General features: G+C 59.7%; 20 protein-coding genes. 11 read left to right on the forward strand and 9 right to left on the reverse strand.

All coding sequences use genetic code 11. The features are described from left to right. Positions 1-5 precede the first annotated feature (5 nt). Positions 6-1,100 carry an amino acid ABC transporter permease gene (locus tag ACVVH8_RS05210; RefSeq protein ID WP_103305209.1) on the forward strand — a complete coding sequence of 365 codons (1,095 nt, stop codon included), beginning with the start codon at positions 6-8 and terminating at the stop codon, positions 1,098-1,100. Between the two features lie 13 nt (positions 1,101-1,113). After that, the gene (locus tag ACVVH8_RS05215; RefSeq protein WP_103305210.1) at positions 1,114-1,878 is read left to right on the forward strand and encodes an amino acid ABC transporter ATP-binding protein; all 765 of its coding nucleotides are present in this window, start codon (positions 1,114-1,116) and stop codon (positions 1,876-1,878) included. A gap of 53 nt (positions 1,879-1,931) precedes the next feature. Here the strand turns inward: ACVVH8_RS05215 and ACVVH8_RS05220 are convergent, their stop codons facing one another. Next, positions 1,932-2,420, reverse strand: coding sequence for a type II toxin-antitoxin system MqsA family antitoxin (locus ACVVH8_RS05220; protein ID WP_475228862.1), 489 nt, complete (start codon positions 2,418-2,420; stop codon positions 1,932-1,934). Next, positions 2,417-2,728, reverse strand: a complete 312-nt coding sequence (locus tag ACVVH8_RS05225) for a type II toxin-antitoxin system MqsR family toxin (protein ID WP_401302313.1) — start codon at positions 2,726-2,728, stop codon at positions 2,417-2,419. Before ACVVH8_RS05225 ends, ACVVH8_RS05220 begins: the two co-directional genes overlap by 4 nt. 166 nt (positions 2,729-2,894) lie before the next feature. Here ACVVH8_RS05225 and ACVVH8_RS05230 point away from each other — a divergent pair, with 166 nt between their 5' ends. The 5 genes from ACVVH8_RS05230 to ACVVH8_RS05250 all read left to right on the forward strand — a co-directional run bounded on the left by ACVVH8_RS05230 (position 2,895) and on the right by ACVVH8_RS05250 (position 6,872). Then, positions 2,895-3,554, forward strand: coding sequence for a FadR/GntR family transcriptional regulator (locus tag ACVVH8_RS05230; protein WP_103305213.1), 660 nt, complete (start codon positions 2,895-2,897; stop codon positions 3,552-3,554). Then, a complete protein-coding gene (locus tag ACVVH8_RS05235; RefSeq protein WP_103305214.1) occupies positions 3,544-4,836 on the forward strand; it encodes a CynX/NimT family MFS transporter in 1,293 nt (430 codons plus the stop codon). Before ACVVH8_RS05230 ends, ACVVH8_RS05235 begins: the two co-directional genes overlap by 11 nt. 203 nt (positions 4,837-5,039) lie before the next feature. Further along, the gene (locus ACVVH8_RS05240) at positions 5,040-5,510 is read left to right on the forward strand and encodes a nuclear transport factor 2 family protein (protein ID WP_103305215.1); all 471 of its coding nucleotides are present in this window, start codon (positions 5,040-5,042) and stop codon (positions 5,508-5,510) included. Between the two features lie 39 nt (positions 5,511-5,549). Beyond that, on the forward strand, positions 5,550-5,852 hold the full coding sequence (locus ACVVH8_RS05245) for a GIY-YIG nuclease family protein (RefSeq protein ID WP_475228864.1): 303 nt from the start codon (positions 5,550-5,552) through the stop codon (positions 5,850-5,852). 84 nt (positions 5,853-5,936) lie between these two features. Next, on the forward strand, positions 5,937-6,872 hold the full coding sequence (locus ACVVH8_RS05250) for a glutathione S-transferase family protein (protein WP_401302318.1): 936 nt from the start codon (positions 5,937-5,939) through the stop codon (positions 6,870-6,872). A 169-nt stretch (positions 6,873-7,041) separates the two neighbouring features. On the opposite strand, the gene ACVVH8_RS05255 is transcribed toward ACVVH8_RS05250, so the two are convergent. Together ACVVH8_RS05255 and yejK are read right to left on the reverse strand one after the other, a co-directional pair. After that, positions 7,042-7,392, reverse strand: coding sequence for a glutaredoxin family protein (locus ACVVH8_RS05255; RefSeq protein WP_475228867.1), 351 nt, complete (start codon positions 7,390-7,392; stop codon positions 7,042-7,044). Continuing rightward, positions 7,392-8,396 (reverse strand): nucleoid-associated protein YejK, encoded by a 1,005-nt coding sequence (gene yejK / locus ACVVH8_RS05260; RefSeq protein WP_103305217.1) that lies wholly within the window; start codon positions 8,394-8,396, stop codon positions 7,392-7,394. Before yejK ends, ACVVH8_RS05255 begins: the two co-directional genes overlap by 1 nt. Positions 8,397-8,791: 395 nt before the next feature. Between yejK and ACVVH8_RS05265 the strand changes: the two genes are divergently transcribed. Beyond that, complete coding sequence (locus tag ACVVH8_RS05265; protein ID WP_003221909.1) at positions 8,792-9,073, forward strand: HU family DNA-binding protein; 282 nt, start codon at positions 8,792-8,794, stop codon at positions 9,071-9,073. Positions 9,074-9,263: 190 nt separating this feature from the next. Here the strand turns inward: ACVVH8_RS05265 and rlmF are convergent, their stop codons facing one another. From rlmF to ACVVH8_RS05290, 5 genes are all read right to left on the reverse strand, one after another. Next, entirely contained in the window at positions 9,264-10,283 is a 1,020-nt protein-coding gene (rlmF, locus tag ACVVH8_RS05270; protein WP_103305218.1) for a 23S rRNA (adenine(1618)-N(6))-methyltransferase RlmF, read from the reverse strand. Between the two features lie 259 nt (positions 10,284-10,542). Continuing rightward, a complete protein-coding gene (locus tag ACVVH8_RS05275) occupies positions 10,543-13,389 on the reverse strand; it encodes a valine--tRNA ligase (protein ID WP_475228869.1) in 2,847 nt (948 codons plus the stop codon). A gap of 202 nt (positions 13,390-13,591) precedes the next feature. Further along, positions 13,592-13,987 carry a DNA polymerase III subunit chi gene (locus ACVVH8_RS05280; RefSeq protein WP_103306368.1) on the reverse strand — a complete coding sequence of 132 codons (396 nt, stop codon included), beginning with the start codon at positions 13,985-13,987 and terminating at the stop codon, positions 13,592-13,594. An 8-nt stretch (positions 13,988-13,995) separates the two neighbouring features. Then, positions 13,996-14,424, reverse strand: a complete 429-nt coding sequence (locus tag ACVVH8_RS05285) for a DNA polymerase III subunit chi (protein ID WP_475228872.1) — start codon at positions 14,422-14,424, stop codon at positions 13,996-13,998. A 60-nt stretch (positions 14,425-14,484) separates the two neighbouring features. After that, a complete protein-coding gene (locus ACVVH8_RS05290; protein WP_213027636.1) occupies positions 14,485-15,975 on the reverse strand; it encodes a leucyl aminopeptidase in 1,491 nt (496 codons plus the stop codon). A gap of 308 nt (positions 15,976-16,283) precedes the next feature. On the opposite strand from ACVVH8_RS05290, the gene lptF reads away from it, so the two are divergent. The 3 genes from lptF (at position 16,284) to lepA (ending at position 20,428) form a co-directional block, all read left to right on the forward strand. Then, positions 16,284-17,405, forward strand: coding sequence for an LPS export ABC transporter permease LptF (gene lptF / locus ACVVH8_RS05295; protein ID WP_103306371.1), 1,122 nt, complete (start codon positions 16,284-16,286; stop codon positions 17,403-17,405). Further along, positions 17,398-18,459 carry an LPS export ABC transporter permease LptG gene (lptG, locus tag ACVVH8_RS05300; RefSeq protein WP_103306372.1) on the forward strand — a complete coding sequence of 354 codons (1,062 nt, stop codon included), beginning with the start codon at positions 17,398-17,400 and terminating at the stop codon, positions 18,457-18,459. The genes lptF and lptG overlap by 8 nt, the downstream gene beginning before the upstream one ends. A gap of 172 nt (positions 18,460-18,631) precedes the next feature. Then, positions 18,632-20,428 carry a translation elongation factor 4 gene (lepA, locus tag ACVVH8_RS05305; RefSeq protein ID WP_103306373.1) on the forward strand — a complete coding sequence of 599 codons (1,797 nt, stop codon included), beginning with the start codon at positions 18,632-18,634 and terminating at the stop codon, positions 20,426-20,428. Positions 20,429-20,435 lie beyond the last annotated feature (7 nt).

The raw sequence follows: 20,435 nt of genomic DNA on the forward strand, positions 1-20,435 counted from the left end.
AGCGCATGAGTACTCATACTTTCAAACCCGACATGCCCCCACCGAACAGCAGCATCGGCGTGGTGGCGTGGATGCGCGCGAACATGTTCTCCAGCTGGCTCAACACCCTGTTGACCCTGTTTGCGTTCTACCTGATCTATCTCGTGGTGCCACCGATCCTCAGCTGGGCGATTGTCGATGCCAACTGGGTCGGCACCACCCGCGCCGACTGCACCAAGGAAGGCGCCTGCTGGGTATTCATTCAGCAGCGATTCGGCCAGTTCATGTACGGCTACTATCCGCCGGAACTGCGCTGGCGCGTGGACCTGACCGTGTGGCTGGCGGTCATCGGCGCGGCGCCTTTGTTTATCTCGCGTGTGCCGCGTAAAGCGATATACGGGCTGAGTTTCCTGGTGCTGTACCCGATCATTGCTTTCATCCTGCTGCACGGCGGCTTCGGCCTGACCAACGTGGCGACCAGCCAATGGGGCGGCCTGATGCTGACACTGGTGATCGCCACTGTCGGTATCGCCGGCGCCCTGCCGCTGGGGATTGTGCTGGCGCTGGGACGACGCTCGAACATGCCGGCGATTCGTGTGGTCTGCGTGACCTTCATTGAGTTCTGGCGCGGTGTGCCGTTGATCACGGTGCTGTTCATGTCCTCGGTGATGCTGCCGCTGTTCCTGCCCGAAGGCATGAACTTCGACAAGCTGCTGCGGGCGCTGATCGGCGTGATCCTGTTCCAGTCGGCCTATGTGGCCGAAGTGGTGCGCGGCGGTCTGCAAGCGATACCCAAGGGTCAGTACGAAGCGGCTGCAGCGATGGGCCTCGGTTACTGGCGTTCGATGGGCCTGGTGATCCTGCCGCAAGCCCTGAAGTTGGTCATTCCCGGCATCGTCAACACGTTCATTGCGCTGTTCAAGGACACCAGTCTGGTGATCATCATCGGCCTCTTTGACCTGCTCAACAGCGTCAAGCAAGCCGCTGCCGATCCGAAATGGCTGGGCATGGCCACCGAAGGCTATGTGTTCGCCGCCCTGGTGTTCTGGATTTTCTGTTTTGGTATGTCGCGCTATTCCATGCATCTGGAACGCAAGCTCGACACTGGCCACAAGCGTTAGGAGTTCTCTGTAAATGAGCGAAGCAAGCAAAAAGCCAGTGGGCCCTGAAGGCATTATTCAGATGCAGGGCGTCAACAAGTGGTACGGCCAGTTCCACGTGCTGAAAGACATCAACCTCAACGTCAAACAGGGCGAGCGTATCGTCCTGTGCGGCCCGTCTGGTTCCGGCAAGTCGACCACCATTCGTTGCCTCAATCGTCTGGAGGAACACCAGCAGGGCCGCATTGTGGTCGATGGTGTGGAACTGACCAACGACCTCAAGCAGATCGAAGCGATCCGCCGCGAAGTCGGCATGGTGTTCCAGCACTTCAACCTGTTCCCGCACCTGACCATTTTGCAGAACTGCACCCTGGCGCCGATGTGGGTACGCAAGATGCCCAAGCGCAAGGCCGAGGAAATCGCCATGCATTATCTGGAACGCGTACGCATTCCGGAGCAGGCGCATAAATTCCCGGGGCAACTGTCCGGCGGTCAGCAGCAGCGTGTGGCGATCGCCCGCGCACTGTGCATGAAACCGAAAATCATGCTGTTCGATGAACCGACTTCAGCGCTCGATCCGGAGATGGTGAAAGAGGTGCTGGACACCATGATCGGTCTGGCCGAAGACGGCATGACCATGCTCTGTGTGACTCACGAAATGGGCTTTGCCCGCACCGTGGCGAACCGCGTGATCTTCATGGACAAGGGCGAAATCGTTGAGCAGGCGGCGCCGAATGACTTCTTCGATAATCCGCAGAATGAGCGGACGAAGTTGTTCTTGAGTCAGATTTTGCATTGATGATTTGTGCGTAAAACCAACCCGGCCTTGTGCCGGGTTGGTTTTTTGTGGGGTCAGGATACGGTCAGGGTTTCGTGTTCTTTGTGAACGGTGTGCTTGAAACCTCTCAGGTCTGCGCCCTCTGCCAGCGTCTGAACATCGACGAGCATGTAGGGATAACGATCCAGCAGACGCATTAGCAGTACCAACGCCTTGGGTGGAAGTAACTCACCGCGCTCGTAGCGAGAGAACGCGTTATGTCCGCCACCGGAGAGCAGTTGCACTGTTTCTTTTTGCGTCAGGTGCAATTTGCGTCGAATACGTTTCATCTCGGCGCCAATCATTTGCCTCGCAGCGATAACCAGCTCATCGCCGGCTTTCGTATAACGTTCCGCGCTATCGGTATCATCATCCCACTCGACTTCGTCGCACTGCTGGCATTCCCAGCCGGTAAGATCATTTACACGGCGCTCCATGCCTTTGACACTCAGGGTCTCGCATCGGCCCGTGAAATGCCTCATTCCCTCACGGGCACCACAGCTGAAACATTGCCGGGTTTTCATGGGTTTTTCTCCTTGAAGGAGATTACCGGTGCGCCGCCGGCAGGGCGGTATGTCACCTTGATGTAAATCTCCAGATCTTGTGAATGGGTGTGATAAACGTCCTGCCAGACTCGATGATCGTCATAGCTGGTCATCGACTTGTACAACATCCTGTTCTGCAGCTCGAAAACGATTTCTTGCATCTCTCTGATGCTAAAGCCGAGAAGATCACCGGACTCTGCTGAACTCCTGGTGAAAGCCCTTCTTCCAAGCCGCCGCACCTCAGCCTTGATCACCGCCAAGTCGTAATGGGGTGTGTTCTTTTCCATAAGAAGCCAAAACCCTGTCCCTGAAATTACCCTTAAAGGGTAATTTTGACCAATCGAAAATCCCGCTCCATGTGTCTCCGATTGACCCTAGGAGGTTGCCGTCCTACGTGGGTCTGACTAACATGTCGGAAAATTCATCCTATGATTGGATGAAAGGGCGAATCCTATGTCAGACATTTCTCCACTCATCAAACGATCTCTGGTCGATCAGGCCTTGGACCAGCTCCGTCAGCGCATCAACAGCGGTGCCTGGCAGGTTGGCGAGCGGTTGCCGACCGAGCCCGAGCTGTGCGCCGAGCTGGGCATCAGCCGTAACACCGTGCGTGAAGCCATGCGCGTATTGGCGTTTTCCGGATTGATCGACATCCGTCAGGGCGACGGCAGTTACTTGCGCGCAGTCGTCGATCCCATGGACACGCTCAAGGCGCTGTCCAGGTGTTCGCTGGATCAGGCTCGGGAAACCCGGCACATCCTCGAAGTCGAGGCCATTGGCCTGGCGGCATTGCGCCGCACTGATGAGGACCTCGCCGCATTGCGTGAGGCGCTTGGCACCAGCGGCAGCCACTATCACGGCGATCTCGACACTTACATCGCTTGCGATCTGGTGTTCCACCGCCGCTTGGTCGATGCCGCGCACAACCCGACCCTCAGCGAGCTCTATCGCTATTTCTCCAGCATCGTCGGCGCGCAATTGCGCCAAACCCTGAACATCGTCCCGCGCCGTCAGGAAGTGTTCGACCTGCACATCGAGTTGCTCGATGCGGTCGAACAACGTGACCCGGAACGGGCCAAAGCTTTATCCAGGCAGTTGATCAATGAACCTTGAAACCGAGAAGTCCATGTCCCGCAGTGAGATATCCACAACCCCGAAGCTTGAAGAGCTGCTGATCGATGCCGAGGCCGATGACGAGGAGGTGCAGCAAAGCCATCCGTTGGTGCGGCGCCCGTGGTTGCTGCTGTTGGGGCTGATTCTGGTGGCACTGAACCTGCGTCCGGCGCTGTCGAGCATGGCGCCGCTGCTCAGTGACGTCTCGAAAAGTCTCGGTCTGTCCGCCGCTCAGGCCGGTTTGCTGACCACGCTGCCGGTACTGTGCCTGGGGCTGTTCGCCCCGCTGGCGCCGATTCTGGCGCGGCGCTTCGGTGCCGAGCGCGTAGTGTTGGGTATTCTGCTGACACTCGCGGGCGGCATTATCCTGCGCAGCAACTTCGGTGAAATCGGTCTGTTTGCCGGCAGCGTGCTGGGCGGCGCGAGCATTGGCATCATCGGCGTGTTGCTGCCGGGCATCGTCAAACGCGACTTCGCCAAACACGCCGGCACCATGACCGGGGTCTACACCATGGCCTTGTGTCTGGGTGCGGCTATGGCGGCGGGTTCGAGCGTGCCGCTGAGCGAACATTTCGATCACAGCTGGGCCATGGGGCTCGGTTTCTGGGTGATTCCAGCGCTGGTGGCGGCGGTGTTCTGGCTGCCGCAAGTCGGGCAGAAACACGGTGCACATAACGTCGCCTATCGCGTGCGCGGTCTGCTGCGTGATCCGCTGGCCTGGCAGGTGACCTTGTACATGGGCCTGCAATCGTCGCTGGCCTACATCGTGTTTGGCTGGTTGCCGTCGATCCTCATCGGTCGTGGTCTGACGCCGACTCAAGCGGGTCTGGTGCTGTCCGGCTCGGTCATTATTCAGTTAGCCAGTTCGCTGGCGGCACCGTGGCTGGCGACTCGCGGCAAGGATCAGCGCCTGGCGATTGTCGTGGTGATGGCGCTGACCCTCGGCGGTCTGTTCGGCTGTCTGTATGCACCGATCGAAGGCTTGTGGGGCTGGGCGATTCTGTTGGGTCTGGGGCAAGGCGGTACGTTCAGCCTGGCGCTGACTCTGATCGTGCTGCGCTCGCGGGATTCTCACGTCGCGGCGAACCTGTCGAGCATGTCCCAAGGCTTTGGCTACACCCTGGCGTCGATGGGGCCGTTTGCGGTCGGCATCGTGCATGACTGGACTGGCGGCTGGAATGCGGTGGGCTGGATCTTCGGCATTATTGGTACCGGTGCGATCATTGCCGGCCTCGGCGCCGGTCGTGCGCTGTACGTGCAAGTGCAAAGCGAAAAGATCTGACACGGTTCAAATTGTAGGAGTGAGCCTGCTCGCGATAGCGGTGTGTCAGTCAGCGCAATGTTGACCGACACACCGCTATCGCGAGCAGGCTCACTCCTACAGTGGTTCTGGGTGTTGTCGGTATTCGCTGCGCGAATGCCGATAGTGTTTCGGGACGTTGCAGATTATCGTGATGGCCATCTGTACATTTCCGGAGGTTGCCCATGAGTGAAGCCCACGCCGCGTTGATCACCCGTTTCTACCAGGCCTTCCAGCGCCTCGATGCCGAAGGCATGGCCGCGTGCTACACCGATGACGTGGTCTTCAGCGATCCGGCCTTCGGCCAGTTGCGCGGGCGCGATGCCGGCGACATGTGGCGCATGCTCACCACTCGGGCAAAAGACTTCTCGCTGACCTTTGACAACGTCCGCGCCGACGAGCGCAGCGGCGGCGCCCATTGGGTGGCAACTTATCTGTTCAGTCAGACCGGCAACGTCGTGATCAACGATATCCAGGCGCGCTTCGTCTTCCGTGACGGCAAGATCTGCGAACACCATGACCACTTCGATCTGTGGCGCTGGTCGCGTCAGGCCCTGGGTTTCAAAGGCCTGCTGCTGGGCTGGACGCCACTGGTGCGCAACGCCGTCCGTGCCCAGGCACTGAAGGGACTGAAGGCATTTCAGGCCGGTCGCTGATAAGATCGCGGCCTGTTTCCTACACGCCTTGATCCCGAAGTGACCAGCCTTAGCGAAAAATCTGTCGATGTTGCCGATCCGGTGAGCAAGTCCTGGTTCGTCTACCTCGTTCGTGCGGCCAACGGCTCGTTGTACTGCGGGATCAGTGACGACCCGGTGCGTCGTTTCGCCAAGCATCAGAGCGGCAAAGGTGCACGGTTCTTCCTCTCCAGCCCGGCCATGGCGCTGGTCTACACCGAGCTGTGCCGAGACAAGAGCGACGCGCTGCGCCAGGAACGGCTGATCAAAAAACTGCGCAAGAGCGCCAAGGAATGTCTGGTCGCGTCTTATCAATCTGACTGATTGGTTCCCATCAGCCAGATCTGTAGGCTGCTAAGTAAATGCACGCTAAGCTGCCGACTCACTATCTGAGCGGCGGAGCCGAGCATGTCCGAGTTGATTCTCCACCATTACCCGACCTCCCCATTTGCCGAAAAGGCCCGCCTGCTGTTGGGTTTCAAAGGCTTGTCCTGGCGTTCGGTGCATATCTCGCCGGTGATGCCGAAGCCGGATCTGACGGCCCTGACCGGCGGTTATCGCAAGACCCCGGTGCTGCAGATCGGTGCCGACATCTACTGCGACACATCGTTGATCGCCCGTCGTCTGGAGCAGGAAAAAGCCCTGCCGGCGTTCTTCCCCGAAGGTCAGGAAATGACCAGCGCCAGTTTCGCGGCGTGGGCCGATTCGGTGGTGTTCCAGCATGCGGTCAGCCTGGTGTTTCAACCGGAGTCGGTGGCGGTCCGTTTCGGCAAGCTGCCGCCGGAAGCGATCAAGGCGTTCATTGCCGACCGTGCCGGTCTGTTCAGTGGCGGCAGTGCCACCCGGCTGTCGGCTGAACAGGCCAAGCATCAATGGCCAACGATCATGGCGCGCCTGGAGCAGCAGTTGCAGCGTGAGCAGGGCGACTTCCTGTTTGGTGAGCCGTCGATTGCTGACTTCGCGCTGGCGCATCCATTGTGGTTCCTCAAAGCGACTCACGTGACCGCGCCGCTGGTGGATGAGTATCCGGCTGTTTCGGCCTGGTTGGGTCGTGTGCTGGGTTTTGGCCACGGTGCGGCGAGCGAGATGACCTCGGAAGAGGCGTTGGAGGTTGCGCGTAATGCGACACCGGCGGCGTTGCCGGATGAGCAGTTCGTCGATCCGAACGGCTTCAAGGCTGGGCAGCAAGTGGCGATTGCCGCGACGGATTATGGGGTTGATCCGGTGGTGGGTGAGTTGCTGTTTGCCGGCCGTGAAGAGCTGATCCTGCGCCGTGAAGACGAGCGTGGCGGTGTGGTGCATGTGCACTTCCCGCGCTTCGGCTTCCGTATCGAAGCACGCTGATCAGCAAGTCGAATCTGACCTGGTGGTGAGAGGAGCAATCGTGGCGAGGGGATTTATCCCCGATCGGCTGCGCAGCAGGCGCTAATCCTGTCAATGCGCATTGCGGCTGAAAAGCTGGGGCCGCTTTGCTGCCTATCGGGGATAAATCCCCTCGCCACAGGGGAGTGCGTTATTTCAGGGCGGCGAGGATTTCGTCCGGGTCAAACCCGCGAATCAACGTGCCGTTCACGTCGATGAGCGGAATCCCGCGTCCGCCCAGTGCCTCATACGCCTTGCGCGCTTCAGCATCCTTCTCGATATCGAACTTCTTGAAAGGAATCCCCTTGCTGTCGAGAAAGCGCTTGGTCTGCTTGCAGTAGCCACACCAGTCGGTGGCATAGAGCACAACATTGGCTTGAGCCCGCGTCTGCTCCGCGACCATCTGCGACGGATTAAACACCCGCTCGATCTTGCCCCAGTTCTGATAAACCACGACCACCAGCAGAACCAGCGCGACCTTCTTCAGCACATTGCCCAGCATCAGTTGCGGCGCTTCAGCTGATCGGTGAGCGAAGTCGGCAGGCCTTTGATCACCAGGGTGCCAGCCTCTTCGTCGTATTCGATCTTCGAGCCCAGCAGGTGCGCTTCAAAGCTGATCGACAGGCCTTCGGCGCGGCCGGTGAAGCGACGGAACTGGTTAAGCGTGCGCTTATCCGCCGGGATCTCTGGCGACAGGCCGTAGTCCTTGTTGCGGATGTGATCGTAAAAAGCTTTCGGGCGCTCTTCGTCGATCAGCTCCGACAGCTCTTCCAGTCCCATCGGCTCGCCGAGCTTGGCCTGGCTGCTGGCGTAATCCACCAGAGTCTTGGTTTTCTCGCGGGCGGAGTCTTCCGGCAGGTCTTCGCTTTCGACGAAGTCGCTGAAAGCCTTGAGCAGGGTACGGGTCTCGCCCGGGCCGTCGACACCTTCCTGGCAGCCGATGAAATCGCGGAAGTATTCCGAAACCTTTTTACCGTTCTTGCCCTTGATAAACGAAATGTATTGCTTGGACTGCTTGTTGTTCTGCCACTCGGAAACATTGATCCGCGCCGCCAAGTGCAACTGACCGAGGTCGAGGTGGCGCGACGGGGTCACGTCCAGCTCGTCGGTCACCGCCACACCTTCGCTGTGGTGCAGCAGGGCGATCGCCAGGTAATCGGTCATGCCTTGCTGGTAGTGGGCGAACAGCACGTGGCCACCGACCGACAGGTTCGATTCTTCCATCAGCTTCTGCAGGTGCTCGACGGCGACTTTGCTGAACGCGGTGAAGTCGCGGCCGCCCTCCATGTACTCCTTCAGCCAGCCGCTGAACGGGAACGCACCGGATTCCGGATGGAACAGGCCCCAGGCTTTGCCCTGTTTGGCGTTATAGCTCTCGTTGAGGTCGGCGAGCATGTTCTCGATGGCTGCAGACTCGGCCAGTTCCGTGTCACGGGCGTGCAGAACTGCGGGCGTGCCGTCGGGTTTTTTGTCGATCAGGTGGACGATGCAATGACGGATCGGCATGGGCTTCTCGGCTGTTGGAAGGGAGGAGGGCAGGCTCCCCCGAAAAAGCGCCCAGTGTACCGCAACCACTGGTTTTGGCGCGGGGTGAAGGGCAAATCCGGGGCGGGTAGCGGCCCTTATGCAGTTTTTTACCGATTTAGAGCAATAAACCTGACCAAATGGGTAGCTAGAGGCGGATATTTCCCCGTCTCTGTGCTAGTTTTGCCCGGTCTTACGCGAAGTCACTGCGTTAAGCGTGCAATCAGCATTTGTCAGGTCGAACCAAACCCTGATTTCGGTATCTATAACCCGACTCGTCGTGGTTATCGCCGAGGGTGCCAGATCCAGAAGATCGGGCTCGATGGCTGACACTGCACTCTGCAATCCATATGAATTTGATAGGGAAGGAACACTACATGGCTCTTACTAAAGACCAACTGATCGCCGACATCGCTGAAGCTATCGACGCGCCGAAAACCACCGCGCGTAACGCTCTGGACCAACTGGGCCAAATCGTTGCCGATCAGCTGGAAAACGGCGGCGAAATCACCTTGCCAGGTATCGGCAAGCTGAAAGTGACCGAGCGTCCTGCCCGCACTGGCCGTAACCCTTCGACTGGCGCTGCCATCGAAATCCCTGCAAAGAAAGTGATCAAGCTGGTTGTGGCCAAAGGCCTGACCGACGCTGTGAACAAGTAAGACGCAGCGATAAAAAAACCGTGCTCCGGAGCGATCCGGGCACGGTTTTTTTGTGTCTGCGATTTGGCGATGCACGCTCAACCTTTGTAGGAGCGAGCCTGCTCGCGAAAGCGGTGGGTCAGTCACCTTGAATGTCGACTGATATATCGCTATTGCGAGCAGGCTCGCTCCTACAGGGGGCTGCGCTGCGTTAGCGGGTCCAGCGCTCGCGACGCCAGATCTGCTGTTCGGACTTGGTCTGGAAGGTCCAGGCGACGAAGCGGCTCTGCTTCTGTCCTTGAGACATCTCAACAACCTGACTTTCCAGTACACCGGCCTTTTTCAGCGCCGTTTCGATGGCTGGCAGGTTCGAGGCTTTCGACACCAAGGTGCTGAACCACAGCACTTTGTGCTGGAAGTTCGCGCTCTCGGCGATCAGTTGCGTCACGAAACGCGCTTCGCCCCCTTCACACCACAACTCGGCCGACTGCCCACCAAAGTTCAGTACCGGCAGTTTGCGTTTCGGGTCAGCCTTGCCCAGTGCGCGCCATTTACGCTCGCTGCCCTTGGTCGCCTCGTCCATCGAAGCGTGGAACGGCGGGTTGCACATGGTCAGGTCAAAACGCTCGCCCGGTTCCAGCAGACCAATCAGGATGTGCTTGCGGTTCTCCTGTTGGCGCAGCTTGATGACCTTGTTCAGGTCGTTGGACTGGACGATGGCCGTTGCAGCGGCAACGGCTGTCGGGTCGATTTCCGAGCCAAGGAAGTGCCAGCGGTATTCGCTGTTACCGATCAGCGGATAAACGCAGTTGGCGCCCATGCCGATGTCCAGCACGTTGACGATCGCGCCGCGCGGGACCTTGCCGTCGTTCATGCTGGCCAGCAGGTCGGCGAGGAAGTGCACGTAATCGGCACGGCCCGGCACTGGCGGGCAGAGGTAATCGGCCGGGATGTCCCAATGCTGAATGCCATAGAACGACTTGAGCAGCGCCCGGTTGAACACCCGTACCGCGTCCGGACTGGCGAAGTCGATGCTTTCCTTGCCATACGGATTGATGATCACGAATTTCGCCAGTTCTGGCGTGGTCTTGATCAGCGCCGGGAAGTCGTAACGACCCTGATGGCGATTGCGCGGGTGCAGGCTGGCCTTTTCACGCGGTTCAACGGCTTTGGCCGGGGTCGCGGAGTCAGGTTTCTTGCGCGCAGGTTTGGGTGTGCGGGGGGCGGTCATGGGCGTGGTCGATTCGGGTATGGCTGAAAGTGGCGGGTATTGTCCCACATCCAGCCGCTGTGAACGTAATGCAAAGAACACCGAGGAGCCTGTGGGAGCCGGCTTGCCCACGATGGCGGTGTATCAGTCAACATAAATGTCGCCTGACCCGACGCTATCGCGGGCAAGCCCGCTCCCACAGGGTTCTTCGGTGGCTGTGAAATTGCAGAAACAAAAAAAGGAGGCCAATGTGGCCTCCCTTTTTCATCGCGGCTTGCCCTTACAGGCTGGAAATCCGCGCGTGCTGCTCGGCCAGTTTGCCCAAGGCCTGTTCAGCCTCGGCCAGTTTGGCGCGTTCCTTCTCGATGACTTCGGCCGGGGCCTTGTCAACGAAACCGGCGTTGGACAGTTTGCCGCCAACACGCTGGACTTCGCCCTGCAGACGCAGGATTTCCTTGTCCAGACGCGCAAGCTCGGCGCCCTTGTCGATCAGACCGGCCATTGGCACCAGCACTTCCATCTCGCCCACCAGAGCGGTAGCGGACAGCGGCGCTTCTTCGCCGGCCGCCAGAACGGTGATCGATTCCAGACGCGCCAGCTTCTTCAGCAGCGCTTCGTTCTCGGTCAGGCGACGCTGATCTTCAGCGCTGACGTTCTTCAGGTAGATCGGCAGTGGCTTGCCCGGGCCGATGTTCATTTCGCCACGGATATTACGCGTGCCGAGCATCAGTTCCTTGAGCCATTCGATGTCGTTTTCGGCGGCCGGATCGATGCGCTCTTCGTTGGCCACTGGCCAAGGTTGCAGCATGATCGTCTTGCCCTGAATGCCGGCCAGCGGCGCGATGCGCTGCCAGATTTCTTCAGTGATGAACGGCATGAACGGATGCGCCAGACGCAGTGCCACTTCCAGTACGCGAACCAGCGTACGGCGGGTGCCGCGCTGACGTTCAACCGGAGCGTTTTCGTCCCACAGCACAGGCTTGGACAGTTCCAGGTACCAGTCGCAGTACTGGTTCCAGATGAACTCGTACAGCGCTTGCGCGGCGAGGTCGAAACGGAACTGATCGAGTTGACGGGTCACTTCGGCTTCAGTGCGTTGCAGTTGCGAGATGATCCAGCGATCCGCCAGCGACAGCTCGTAGGCTTCGCCGTTCTGGCCGCAGTCTTCGCCCTTGTCCAGAACATAACGCGCGGCGTTCCAGATCTTGTTGCAGAAGTTGCGATAGCCTTCGACGCGGCCCATGTCGAACTTGATGTCGCGACCGGTCGACGCCAGCGAGCAGAAGGTGAAACGCAGGGCGTCGGTGCCGTAGCTGGCGATACCGTCGGCGAACTCGTCGCGGGTCTGCTTCTCGATCTTCTTCGCCATTTTCGGCTGCATCATGCCCGAGGTGCGTTTTTGCACCAGCGCTTCAAGCTCGATACCGTCGATGATGTCCAGCGGGTCAAGGACGTTGCCCTTGGACTTGGACATCTTCTGGCCTTGGCCATCACGCACCAGACCGTGTACATAAACGGTCTTGAACGGCACCTGCGGCGTGCCGTCCTCGTTCTTGATCAGGTGCATCGTCAGCATGATCATCCGGGCAACCCAGAAGAAAATGATGTCGAAACCGGTGACCAGCACGTCGGTGGAGTGGAATTTCTTCAGGAACTCGGTCTTTTCCGGCCAGCCGAGGGTGGAGAACGTCCACAGGCCCGCGCTGAACCAGGTGTCGAGCACGTCGTTGTCCTGTTGCAGCGCAACGTCCGGGCCGAGGTTGTGCTTGGCACGCACTTCGGCTTCGTCGCGGCCGACGTAGACCTTGCCCGACTCGTCGTACCAGGCCGGAATCCGGTGGCCCCACCACAACTGACGGCTGATGCACCAGTCCTGGATGTCGCGCATCCACGAGAAGTACATGTTTTCGTACTGCTTCGGCACGAACTGGATACGGCCGTCTTCAACAGCAGCAATCGCAGGCTCTGCCAGCGGCTTGGTGGAAACGTACCACTGGTCGGTCAGCCACGGCTCGATGACGGTGCCGGAGCGATCGCCCTTCGGCACTTTCAGGTTGTGATCGTCGACGCTGACCAGCAGGCCGGCGGCGTCGAACGCAGCGACGATCTGCTTGCGCGCTTCGAAGCGCTCGAGACCTGCATATTCAGCCGGGATCTTGCCGTCGATGCTGTCGTTCAGCGTGCCGTCGAGGTTGAACACCTGCGCCGCAGGCAGCACGTTGGCGTTCTTGTCGAAGATGTTCAGCAACGGCAGGTTGTGGCGTTTGCCGACTTCGTAGTCGTTGAAATCGTGGGCCGGGGTGATTTTCACGCAACCGGTGCCGAATTCAGGATCGCAGTAATCGTCGGCGATGATCGGGATGCGGCGGCCAACCAGTGGCAGCTCGACAAACTTGCCGATCAGGGCTTCGTAGCGTTCGTCGTTCGGGTTCACCGCGACGGCGGAGTCGCCGAGCATGGTTTCCGGACGGGTGGTCGCGACAATCAGGAAATCGTTGCCTTCAGCGGTTTTCGCGCCGTCAGCCAGCGGGTACTTGAGGTTCCACAGGAAACCCTTCTCGTCGTGGTTTTCCACTTCGAGGTCGGAAATCGCCGTGTGCAGCTTGGTATCCCAGTTGACCAGACGCTTGCCGCGGTAGATCAGGCCGTCTTCGTGCAGGCGCACGAAGGCTTCTTTAACGGCTTCCGAGAGGCCGTCGTCCATGGTGAAGCGCTCGCGGCTCCAGTCTACGGACGAGCCGAGGCGACGGATCTGCCGGCTGATGTTGCCGCCCGACTGATCCTTCCACTCCCAGACTTTCTCGAGGAATTTCTCGCGGCCCAGGTCATGACGGTTCTGGCCGGTGGCTTCCAGTTGACGCTCCACCAGCATCTGCGTAGCGATACCGGCGTGGTCGGTGCCCGGCTGCCACAGGGTGTTGCGACCCTGCATGCGGCGGAAACGGATCAGGGCGTCCATGATCGCGTTGTTGAAACCGTGACCCATGTGCAGGCTGCCGGTGACGTTCGGCGGCGGGATCATGATGGTGTAGGAATCGCCCGCGCCTTGCGGTGCGAAATAGTTCTCGGACTCCCAGGTGTTGTACCAGGAAGTTTCAATGGCGTGCGGCTGGTAGGTCTTATCCATGCGCGGCGGGACCCTATTGGCATTTATTCAGGAAAAGCCGGGAAGTATAGCGGGGCATGGGGCCGAGGGCGAGCGGGGGAGGGGCGGGTGGAGGCTTAAATGTGGGAGCTGGCTTGCCAGCGATGCAGGCGCCGCGGTTTTTCAGGAAAACCACAGTGATGCTATCGCTGGCAAGCCAGCTCCCACAGGGGCGATCGAGGAATTATTCGTACTGGCTGAGCAGCCGCTCCATCCGCGCGTCGAGGCGGCGTTTGATTTCGGTTTCGATGTGCGGGGCGAAGTCATCGATCACGTCTTGCATGATCAATTGCGCGGCGGCGCGCAGTTCGCTGTCCAGGTGGAGCAGGGCGTCCGGGCCTTTGTCGACGGTTGCGGCAGGTTGCGCGGCGGGTGTCGGGGTTGGCGCGGGAGGCGGTTCGACGGCGGGTGGCTCATTGCCAACCGAGTCGAACAGCATCGGAATCTGTTCCTGTTCACCCTCATCGACCGTATCGGTCAGCAGGGGCGGTTGCAGGTTGTCGTCGCCGAGCAACTGACGGATCGATTCGAGATCGTCCAACAGGTGTGCGGACTTTTGCTGCGGTTTCGGAGTGTCCATTGGAGTGCTCAGAGTCGCTGTAAACGGTGATCTTGCAGAGGATAGCCCTGTTCGCGGTAGAAGCGAAAACTCTCCCGCGCTGCGGCTTGAATGGTCGGGTCTTCCACCACCACTTCCGCCACCCGGGCGAACTTGTTGGCAAAGGCCGGGACTTTCAGGTCGAGATTGACCAGCAAATCCTGATGCTCGCCGCAGTCATCGCCCAAACCCAACACAATCAAACCGTCCGGTTCGCTGTCGGCGGGGCCGTGGGGCACGAAGCTTTCGCCCTTGAACGCCCACAGGCGCGCATCGAGGTCGTCACGTTGGGCCGCGTCGCTGCAATGCAGATAGATGCGGTGGCCCATGCGCCAGGCTTTCTCGGTGAGCTTGCAGGCAAAATCCAGGCGTGCCGACGGATCGGCGCTGGGCAGGATATAGAAGTCGACTTTGGTCATTGCGGTTCCTGAGCCTTGAACGGCGTCACTGCAAAGTGACGCCGCCCAGGTTCATCGGTTTCAGGCTTTTGCGCGGTCCAGCAGGTATTGGGTCAGCAGTGGAACCGGACGGCCAGTGGCGCCCTTGTCCTTGCCGCCGCTGGTCCATGCGGTACCCGCGATGTCCAGATGCGCCCAGTTGAGGTTCTTGGTGAAGCGCGACAGGAAGCAGGCAGCGGTGATGGTGCCGGCCTTCGGCCCGCCGATGTTGGCGATGTCGGCAAACGGGCTGTCCAGTTGCTCCTGGTATTCGTCGAACAACGGCAGTTGCCAGGCGCGGTCATCGGCAGTCTTGCCGGCGCTGAGCAGTTGATTGATCAGCTCGTCATTGTTGCCCAGCAGGCCCGAGGTGTGAGCGCCCAGTGCGACCACGCAAGCGCCGGTCAGGGTGGCGATGTCGATTACTGCTTGCGGCTTGAAGCGTTCGGAGTAGGTCAGGGCATCGCACAGTACCAGACGGCCTTCGGCGTCGGTGTTGAGGATTTCCACGGTCTGGCCGCTCATGGTGGTGACGATGTCGCCAGGACGCGACGCGTTGCCGCTCGGCATGTTTTCCGCGCAGGCGAGGATGCACACCAGGTTGATCGGCAGCTTCAGCTCAAGCACGGCGCGCAGGGTGCCGAACACGGAGGCAGCGCCGCCCATGTCGTATTTCATTTCGTCCATGCCGGCGCCCGGCTTCAGGCTGATGCCGCCAGTGTCGAAGGTGATGCCTTTGCCGACCAGTGCGTACGGCTTCTCGGATTTCTTGCCGCCGTTGTATTGCATGACGATCAGGCGCGGCGGTTGGGCGCTGCCCTGGCCAACGGCGTAGAACGAGCCCATGCCCAGCGACTTGATCTTCTTCTCGTCGAGCACTTCGACTTTCAGATCCTTGAACTCTTTGCCCAGATTCTTCGCTTGTTCGCCAAGGAACGTCGGGTGGCAGATATTCGGCGGCAGGTTACCCAGATCGCGGGTGAAAGCCATGCCGTTGGCGATCGCAGTGGCGTGACTCACAGCGCGTTGCACTTCGGCTTGCGCAGCCTTGATGGTCAGCAGGGTGATTTTCTTCAGTGCGCGCGGCTCGGCTTTCTGGCTCTTGAACTGGTCGAAAGTGTACTCGCCGTCTACCAGGGTTTCTGCCAACAGACGGGTCTTGCCGTAGCTGTCGCGGTTTTTGACAATGATTTCATCCAGTGCCAGTACGGCGTCGCTGCCGCCCAGGCCTTTCAGCGTGTTGAGGATGGCGGCAACGATTTTGCGGAATGGACGGTCGCCCAGTTCTTCATCCTTGCCCACGCCGACCAGCAGCACGCGTTCGGCTTTCAGGTTAGGCAGGCTGTGCAGCAGCAGGCTCTGACCGACCTTGCCGGCCAGATCGCCACGCTTGAGTACAGCGCTGATCGCGCCGCCGCTCAGTTCGTCGACCTGCTTGGCGGCGACGCCGAGTTTGCGGCCTTCGCCGACGGCAACCACCAGGGTGGCGGTTTTCAACGTTTCTGGGCTAACGCTTTTTACAACCAGTTCCATGTCCGGATCCCTGAATGAATGGTCAACACACAGGCGTTCGACGGTGTCCGCAGTCGCCTGCTTATAGATAGAAGAGGCGCAGGCCAAAGCCTGCGACAAGGGCCGCAGTTTGAACCTCGCTCCCCGCGCCTGACAACCCTCGGTTGTACGATCTTCAACGTAATGCACACGCCGATGAGTGTGCGCAGTGACAGGCGCCCCCAATCACAGGATAATGCCGCATCTTTTTTCGACGGCTCTGCGTTGCGGGCCGGTCGATGTGTTTGCTTGTTTGGCCGCCTTAGCCTGACAACCCTGGAGTGTCTGGTTTGATCGTCTTCCGTTATCTGTCCCGCGAAGTCCTGTTGACCCTCAGCGCCGTGAGTGCGGTGTTGCTGGTCATCATCATGAGCGGTCGCTTCATCAAATACCTCGCTCAGGCCGCCGCCGGCCAGCTCGATCCGGGTTCGCTGTTCCTGATCATGGGCTTTCGTCTGCCGGGCTTCCTGCAACTGATTCTGCCGCTGGGCCTGTTCCTCGGGATCCTGCTGGCCTACGGTCGCCTGTACCTGGAAAGCGAGATGACCGTGCTCTCGGCCACCGGCATGAGCCAGCAACGCTTGCTGCGCATGACCCTGTTTCCGGCGACGCTGGTGGCCCTGGTCGTGGCATGGCTGAGCCTGGGGCTGGCCCCGCAAGGCGCCAATCAGTTCCAGCTGCTGCTGAACAAGCAGGACGCCCTGACCGAATTCGACACCCTTGAGCCAGGTCGCTTCCAGGCCCTGCGTGACGGTACCCGGGTGACCTACACCGAGACCCTGAGCGACGATCGCGTCAATCTCGGCAGTGTGTTCATCTCGCAGAAGAACCTCGGCGCCGATCAGAAGGACCGCGGGATTTCCGTGCTGGTGGCCGAAAAGGGCCGTCAGGAAGTCCGCCCTGACGGCAACCGCTACCTGATTCTCGACAACGGCTACCGCTACGACGGCAGCCCGGGACAGGCCGACTACCGCGCCATCCATTACGAAACCTACGGTGTGCTGCTGCCCAAACCGGACGTCAGCGAAGAGGTCACTGACCGTGACGCCATGCCGACCTCGGCTCTGCTGGGCAGTGATGACATTCGCTCGAAAACCGAACTGCAATGGCGTCTGTCCCTGCCACTGCTGGTGTTCATCGTGACCCTGATGGCGGTGCCGCTGTCGCGAGTCAATCCGCGCCAAGGGCGTTTCCTCAAGCTGCTGCCGGCGATTCTTCTTTATATGGCTTACCTGACCATCCTGATTGCCGCCCGCGGCGCCCTTGAAAAAGGCAAGATCCCGCCAGCGCTCGGCTTGTGGTGGGTGCACGCAATCTTCCTGTTCATCGGCCTCGGCCTGCTGTACTGGGAGCCTCTGCGTCTGAAGATGGCCAGCCGTCGCGCCGCTGCGCTGGAGGTGGCCCGTGGTTAAACTCGACCGCTACATCGGCAGCAGCGTGTTCATGGCGATCATCGCCGTGTTGGCAATCATTCTCGGTCTGGCGACGTTGTTCGCTTTCATCGATGAAATGGGCGACGTCAGCGATACCTATACGCTGGTTGATGTCCTGAGTTTTGTCTTGCTGACCGCGCCGCGCCGGCTCTATGAAATGCTGCCGATGGCGGCGTTGATTGGCTGCCTGATCGGCCTCGGCAGTCTGGCCAGCAGCAGTGAACTGACAGTGATGCGCGCCGCTGGCGTGTCCATCGGCCGTATCGTCTGGGCGGTGATGAAACCGATGCTGGTGCTGATGCTGGCGGGCGTGCTGATCGGCGAATACGTTGCTCCGGCCACCGAAAGCATGGCCCAGGCCAATCGCTCGCTGGCCCAGGGCAGCGGCGACGCGCAAAGCGCCAAGCACGGTATGTGGCACCGTCAGGGTGAGGAGTTCATCCACATCAACGCCGTGCAACCTAACGGCTTGTTGTATGGCGTGACCCGCTATCACTTCGACAAGGAACGCCATCTGCTGAGTTCAAGTTTCGCCAAGAAGGCGGAGTTCGACGGCACCAAATGGCAGCTTACCGACGTTGCCACCACGAAGTTTCATGAGCGCAGCACTGAAGTCGTCAATACCCCGAACGAGCAGTGGGACGTGGCGTTGAGCCCGCAACTGCTCAGCACCGTGGTGATGGCCCCGGAATCGCTGTCGATCAGTGGTCTGTGGGGTTACATCCACTATCTCTCCGAGCAGGGCTTGAGCAACGGCCGTTACTGGCTGGCATTTTGGGTCAAGGTGTTGCAGCCGTTGGTGACCGCGGCGCTGGTGCTGATGGCCATCTCGTTCATCTTCGGTCCGCTGCGTTCGGTGACCCTCGGCCAGCGTGTGTTCACCGGTGTACTGGTGGGCTTCACCTTCCGTATCGTCCAGGATTTGCTCGGCCCGTCGAGCCTGGTGTTCGGGTTCTCGCCGCTGTTTGCGGTGCTGGTGCCGGCCGGTGTCTGCGCCCTGGCAGGTGTCTGGCTGCTTAGACGAGCGGGTTGATGAACAAGCTTTCATCCGCTGCGTAACCCTGAAAACGCCTCGATCGACAGATCGGGGCGTTTTTGCATGCAATCCGGGTGACAGGCGAACGTGACGCTTGCGCCGTGTATCAGGTACAATTCCCGGCTATTTTTCGGCGGGCCATGCCTGCAGCCTTTTTGAGTGTTGATCCGTGAGTGATTTGAGTCATATCCGCAATTTCTCCATCATCGCCCACATTGACCATGGCAAGTCGACGCTGGCCGATCGCTTCATCCAGATGTGCGGCGGCCTGGCCGAGCGTGAAATGGAAGCCCAGGTACTGGATTCCATGGATCTGGAGCGTGAACGCGGGATCACCATCAAGGCCCACAGCGTTACTCTCTATTACAAAGCCAAAGATGGCGTCACCTACCAGCTGAACTTCATTGACACCCCGGGCCACGTCGACTTCACCTATGAAGTCAGCCGTTCCCTGGCCGCGTGTGAAGGTGCCTTGCTGGTAGTCGATGCCGGTCAGGGCGTTGAAGCCCAGTCCGTGGCCAACTGCTACACCGCGATCGAGCAGGGCCTTGAGGTCATGCCGGTACTCAACAAGATCGACCTGCCGCAGGCTGATCCTGATCGCGTCAAAGACGAAATCGAAAAGATCATTGGCATCGACGCCACCGACGCCGTCACCTGCAGCGCCAAGACTGGCCTGGGTGTCGACGAAGTGCTCGAGCGTCTGGTGACGACCATTCCTGCGCCGACCGGCAACATCGAAGATCCGCTGCAAGCGTTGATCATCGACTCCTGGTTCGACAACTACCTGGGCGTTGTCTCCCTGGTGCGCGTGCGTCATGGCCGTGTGAAGAAGGGCGACAAGATTCTGGTGAAATCCACCGGCAAGGTGCACCTGGTCGACAGCGTCGGTGTTTTCAACCCGAAACACACCGCCACCGCTGACCTGAAAGCCGGCGAAGTGGGCTTCATCATCGCCAGCATCAAGGACATCCACGGTGCCCCGGTCGGTGACACCCTGACTCTGAGCTCGACGCCAGATGTTCCGGTGCTGCCGGGCTTCAAACGCATCCAGCCACAGGTTTACGCCGGTCTGTTCCCGGTCAGCTCCGATGACTTCGAGGATTTCCGCGAAGCGCTGCAGAAGCTGACCCTCAACGACTCGTCGCTGCAGTACACCCCGGAAAGCTCCGACGCACTGGGCTTCGGCTTCCGTTGCGGCTTCCTCGGCATGCTGCACATGGAAATCATCCAGGAGCGCCTCGAGCGCGAGTACGACCTGGACCTGATCACCACGGCGCCGACGGTAATCTTCGAACTGGTGCTGAAAACCGGTGAAACGATTTACGTCGACAACCCGTCCAAGCTGCCAGACGTCTCGGCCGTCGAAGACATGCGCGAGCCGATCGTGCGCGCCAACATCCTCGTGCCGCAAGAACACTTGGGCAACGTCATCACCCTGTGCATCGAGAAGCGTGGCGTTCAAGTCGACATGCTGTTCCTCGGCAATCAGGTGCAAGTCACCTATGACCTGCCGATGAACGAAGTGGTGCTCGACTTCTTCGACCGTCTCAAATCCACCAGCCGCGGCTATGCTTCGCTGGACTACCATTTCGATCGTTACCAATCGGCTAATCTGGTGAAACTGGACGTGCTGATCAACGGTGACAAGGTCGATGCTCTGGCGTTGATCGTGCACCGTGACAACTCGCACTTCAAAGGTCGCCAGTTGACCGAGAAGATGAAAGAACTGATTCCGCGGCAGATGTTCGACGTGGCTATCCAGGCTGCCATTGGCGGTCAGATCGTTGCCCGGACAACCGTCAAGGCACTCAGAAAGAACGTATTGGCCAAATGCTACGGCGGTGACGTCAGCCGTAAGAAGAAACTGCTCGAGAAGCAAAAGGCCGGTAAGAAACGCATGAAGCAGGTCGGCAACGTGGAAATTCCACAAGAAGCCTTCCTTGCCGTGCTCAGGTTGGAATAGTCAGGTC

This window comes from Pseudomonas trutticola BRTCR10 (assembly GCF_056155105.1).

Coding starts and splice junctions, on each gene's coding strand:
- ACVVH8_RS05210 (WP_103305209.1), top strand. CDS start 6: ATGAGTACTCATACTTTCAAACCCGACATGCCCCCACCGAACAGCAGC.
- ACVVH8_RS05215 (WP_103305210.1), top strand. CDS start 1,114: ATGAGCGAAGCAAGCAAAAAGCCAGTGGGCCCTGAAGGCATTATTCAG.
- ACVVH8_RS05220 (WP_475228862.1), bottom strand. CDS start 2,420: ATGAAAACCCGGCAATGTTTCAGCTGTGGTGCCCGTGAGGGAATGAGG.
- ACVVH8_RS05225 (WP_401302313.1), bottom strand. CDS start 2,728: ATGGAAAAGAACACACCCCATTACGACTTGGCGGTGATCAAGGCTGAG.
- ACVVH8_RS05230 (WP_103305213.1), top strand. CDS start 2,895: ATGTCAGACATTTCTCCACTCATCAAACGATCTCTGGTCGATCAGGCC.
- ACVVH8_RS05235 (WP_103305214.1), top strand. CDS start 3,544: ATGAACCTTGAAACCGAGAAGTCCATGTCCCGCAGTGAGATATCCACA.
- ACVVH8_RS05240 (WP_103305215.1), top strand. CDS start 5,040: ATGAGTGAAGCCCACGCCGCGTTGATCACCCGTTTCTACCAGGCCTTC.
- ACVVH8_RS05250 (WP_401302318.1), top strand. CDS start 5,937: ATGTCCGAGTTGATTCTCCACCATTACCCGACCTCCCCATTTGCCGAA.
- ACVVH8_RS05255 (WP_475228867.1), bottom strand. CDS start 7,392: ATGCTGGGCAATGTGCTGAAGAAGGTCGCGCTGGTTCTGCTGGTGGTC.
- yejK (WP_103305217.1), bottom strand. CDS start 8,396: ATGCCGATCCGTCATTGCATCGTCCACCTGATCGACAAAAAACCCGAC.
- ACVVH8_RS05265 (WP_003221909.1), top strand. CDS start 8,792: ATGGCTCTTACTAAAGACCAACTGATCGCCGACATCGCTGAAGCTATC.
- rlmF (WP_103305218.1), bottom strand. CDS start 10,283: ATGACCGCCCCCCGCACACCCAAACCTGCGCGCAAGAAACCTGACTCC.
- ACVVH8_RS05275 (WP_475228869.1), bottom strand. CDS start 13,389: ATGGATAAGACCTACCAGCCGCACGCCATTGAAACTTCCTGGTACAAC.
- ACVVH8_RS05280 (WP_103306368.1), bottom strand. CDS start 13,987: ATGGACACTCCGAAACCGCAGCAAAAGTCCGCACACCTGTTGGACGAT.
- ACVVH8_RS05285 (WP_475228872.1), bottom strand. CDS start 14,424: ATGACCAAAGTCGACTTCTATATCCTGCCCAGCGCCGATCCGTCGGCA.
- ACVVH8_RS05290 (WP_213027636.1), bottom strand. CDS start 15,975: ATGGAACTGGTTGTAAAAAGCGTTAGCCCAGAAACGTTGAAAACCGCC.